The sequence below is a fragment of the Chitinophaga sp. genome, from assembly GCF_036569185.1.
GTDB lineage: Bacteria > Bacteroidota > Bacteroidia > Chitinophagales > Chitinophagaceae > Chitinophaga.
Genome location: NZ_DATCRD010000244.1, coordinates 1 through 3735, shown reverse-complemented (window position 1 = coordinate 3735; position 3735 = coordinate 1). Strand labels below are relative to the sequence as shown.

General features: G+C 46.7%; 5 protein-coding genes. 3 read left to right on the top strand and 2 right to left on the bottom strand.

The window, feature by feature from the left end:
- On the bottom strand, window positions 1-830 hold an 830-nt coding region (locus VIM72_RS18605; RefSeq protein ID WP_332004329.1), incomplete at its 3' end, for a hypothetical protein.
- 93 nt (window positions 831-923) lie between these two features.
- Window positions 924-1343, bottom strand: coding sequence for a cobalamin B12-binding domain-containing protein (locus VIM72_RS18600; RefSeq protein ID WP_079469748.1), 420 nt, complete (start codon window positions 1341-1343; stop codon window positions 924-926).
- A gap of 93 nt (window positions 1344-1436) precedes the next feature.
- Here VIM72_RS18600 and VIM72_RS18595 point away from each other — a divergent pair, with 93 nt between their 5' ends.
- The 3 genes from VIM72_RS18595 to vapC form a co-directional block, all read left to right on the top strand.
- Window positions 1437-3107, top strand: a complete 1671-nt coding sequence (locus VIM72_RS18595; protein ID WP_332004328.1) for a glutamine--tRNA ligase/YqeY domain fusion protein — start codon at window positions 1437-1439, stop codon at window positions 3105-3107.
- Window positions 3108-3203: 96 nt separating this feature from the next.
- Window positions 3204-3398, top strand: a complete 195-nt coding sequence (locus VIM72_RS18590; protein WP_332004327.1) for a type II toxin-antitoxin system VapB family antitoxin — start codon at window positions 3204-3206, stop codon at window positions 3396-3398.
- Window positions 3398-3735 (top strand): type II toxin-antitoxin system VapC family toxin (gene vapC, locus VIM72_RS18585; protein ID WP_332004326.1); only part of this gene is annotated, 338 nt, incomplete at its 3' end. The genes VIM72_RS18590 and vapC, both read left to right, overlap by 1 nt.

The following is a 3735-nucleotide window of genomic DNA, read 5'->3' as shown; positions in this document are numbered from 1 at the left end:
CCACTTTTCATCTTCATATAGTGTCTTTTTTTCTTTACTTTAAAATAATCGATGCCGCTGAAGTTATAACTGAAGGTAACAAACATCAGGTTTGCCTCTAAATTTTTGTAGGGGTAAACGGAGTTGCCATCTTTATCTTTTGTTTTAAAGTCTTTGTTGAAGAAATTCTGTGGGTAGTACTGCACTTTCAGTCCAAAGCCGGGGTTAAAGCGGAAACCTGCAAACAGGGAAGGCATCAGCAGGGGCGTACGGTCGCTGAACCATTCATTGAATTTATGAACCTTATCTCCATCCACAAATTGTTTTTCTTTATAGTTAATAGCCATATCTATTTCGCCGCCGGCAAAAAAGAATAAGCTCCCGGAAGAAAGATCTCCTACTTTAATACCCAGCGGAACACCCAGGGTGTATACGCGTTGTTTCAGCTTCAGGGAATCAGTAGGCTTTGAGATCAGCCCTATGTTCTTCAGGTTGATCCCTGTAAAAACGCCAAAATTCCGGGAGAAGTCTTTATTAAAATTGGAGCCGATGTTCAGAAACATGGTAAACCTCGGAATATTACGCAGATGTTCCCCGTTGTTCTTCATAGAAGCGAAAGACAGGAGAGGCCCGTCGCCGCCATGGGTTACGTATACCCCTTCCCGGTGTTTTGGATATTTTCCGAAAATGATGGAAAAAACGGTTTTCTCACTGCTAACGTGGGTGGTATCAGCATTAGTAGCAGTGGTGGTAGTCGTAGTTGTAGTAACTGACTCTTTCTTTTCCTGGGCAAACACATTACAACACAATATCAACAGTAGCAGGAATAACGGGCATATCTTACATTTCATAAAAAGGGTGTTATGGTTTTTTAGATATTTGGTGGACTATTTCCACTAAAGACGACCCGGTTTAAAAAATGTTACGGCGAGAGGATAAATTTTTTAAAAATTCCTGTGACTGGCCACCCAGCCGGTGATATACTCCGAAATATCTTTGGTATTGGTACCGGGAGGGAACAGTTTTCCTACCCCCATTTCCTGCAGTGTTTCCATATCAGCATCGGGAATAATGCCGCCACCGGTAAGCAGCACGTCGTTCATACCCTTTTCCTTCATCTGGGCAATGATCTTGGGGAATACGGTCATATGGGCGCCGGAGAGGATACTGATGCCAATAGCGTCCACATCTTCCTGCAGGGCGGCATTCACCACCATTTCCGGCGTCTGGCGCAAACCGGTATATATTACCTCCATGCCGGCATCCCGCAGTGCTGCCGCAATTACCTTTGCGCCCCTGTCGTGGCCATCCAGGCCCACTTTAGCTACCAATACACGAACAGGACGATTTAACGGGTTGACCATACCATTTTCATATTAAGGAAGTAAATGTACGAAAAAGCAGAAAGCTTAAGCTCTCGGCTTTTTTGTACATTTGCGGTCCAAGATAAAATTATTATGAGCGAAGAAAGATCCCTCAATTTTATAGAACAAATTGTTGAGGAAGACATAGCGAACGGCGTTAATGACGGCCGGGTACTGACCCGGTTCCCGCCCGAACCCAATGGCTACCTGCATATAGGTCATGCCAAATCCATTGTGCTGAACTTTGGACTGGCCCAGAAATACAATGGGAAAACCAACCTCCGCTTCGACGATACCAACCCGGTAACAGAAGATACCGAGTACGTGGAATCTATTAAAGACGATATCCGCTGGCTGGGATTTGAGTGGGAAAAGGAGCTCTATGCCTCCGATTATTTTGAACAACTCTACGAATTTGCCGTAAAAATGATAAAAAAAGGGCTGGCTTATGTGGAAGATGCCAGCGCCGATGAAATTGCCGCGGCCAAAGGTACCCCTACCGTACCAGGTACGCCCACCCCGGCCAGGAGCCGCTCTGTAGCGGAAAACCTGGACCTGTTTGAGCGGATGCGCAAAGGCGAATTCAAAGACGGGGAAAAAACACTCCGCGCCAAAGCAGACCTGGCCTCGCCCAATATGCACATGCGCGACCCCCTGATGTACCGCATTAAACATGCACATCACCATCGTACCGGCGACAAATGGTGCATCTATCCGATGTACGACTTTGCGCACGGACAAAGCGATAGCATCGAACATATTACCCATTCCATCTGTACGCTGGAATTCATTCCGCACCGCCCGCTGTACGACTGGTTTATCAAAGAACTGGAGATCTTCCCCAGCCACCAGTACGAGTTTGCCCGCTTAAACCTCACCTATACGGTGATGAGTAAACGAAAACTCAAACAGCTTGTGGAAGAAGGCCACGTAAACGGCTGGGACGATCCCCGTATGCCCACTATCAGCGGCCTGCGCCGCCGTGGATATACCGCTGCCAGCATCCGCCAGCTCTGCGAGCGCGTAGGCGTTCAGAAACGCGATAATATGATTGAGCTGGGCCTGCTGGAATTCTGTATCCGCGAAGAGCTGAACAGGACCGCCAACCGCGTAATGGCCGTGCTGGACCCGGTAAAACTGGTGATCACCAACTATCCCGAAGGACAGGTTGAACAAATGACCGCCGATAACAACCCGGAAGATGAAAACGCAGGCTCCCGTACCCTGCCTTTCAGCAATACCCTGTATATTGAGCGGGAAGATTTTATGGAAGCGCCTCCAAAAAAATTCTTCCGCCTCGGTCCCGGCCTGATGGTGCGTTTGAAAAACGCTTATATCATCAAAGGGGAAAGCTTTGAAAAAGATGCAGACGGTAATATCACCACCATTTACGCCACCTATCTGCCGGAAAGCAAAAGTGGTGGCGATCAGAGCGGACTAACCGTTAAAGGTACCATCCACTGGGTAAGCGCGGCACACGCTGCCACAGCTGAAGTAAGGATCTACGACCGCCTGTTCACAGCGGAAAATCCACAAGCCGAAGAAGCCGACTTCAAAACCCTTATCAACCCGGATTCACTACAGGTCATTAAACAGGCCTATGTAGAACCCGGCCTGCTGCAGGCAAAGCCAGGCGAACGCTTCCAGTTCCTGCGTAAAGGTTACTTTGTGGTAGACAAGGACAGCACTCCTGAAAAAGTGGTGTTCAACAGGACCGTAACCCTGAAAGACGCATGGGCAAAGGAAAGCGCCAAAGGGAAATAAAATATTTTTTTGAATAAAATGCGGGCCGGGCAGTTACTGTCCGGCCTTTTTATGTGTATTATTATATGTATTTTTATTTACAGTAAATCTCTTTACATGGCAAAAACCAATATAGACTTAGACGATAAGCTGATCAAAGAAGCGATGCGGCTTAATAAGGGTAAAACCAAAGAGGAAGTGATAAACGAGGCGCTGCAGAAATATATTTTAGGCATTAACCAGCGCAAATTTTTAAACCTGAAGGGAAAAGTAAAATGGGATGGAGACTTAAATGAAATGAGGGGAAAATAATGCAGCCACTACTTTTCGACACATCTGTCTGGATTGACGCTTTACGCCAGAAAGAAACACCACAAACCAACCTGCTAACCCATTACCTGGATAATGACTTCGAAGTTCCACTTATTCCTGTTGTGATACAGGAATGCCTGCAAGGTATAAGAGATGATGCCGAGCACAGGAAGGTAAAAGAAACATTCCGGCATTTTACAAGATTGGAATTATCCCCGATGGCTACCGCTATCGGAGCCTCTGCATTATTCCGCTCACTTCGCAAAAAAGGCATCACCATCCGTAAAAGCAACGACTGCGTAATTGCATTTTACGCAATAAGTTTTGAACTGGAAGT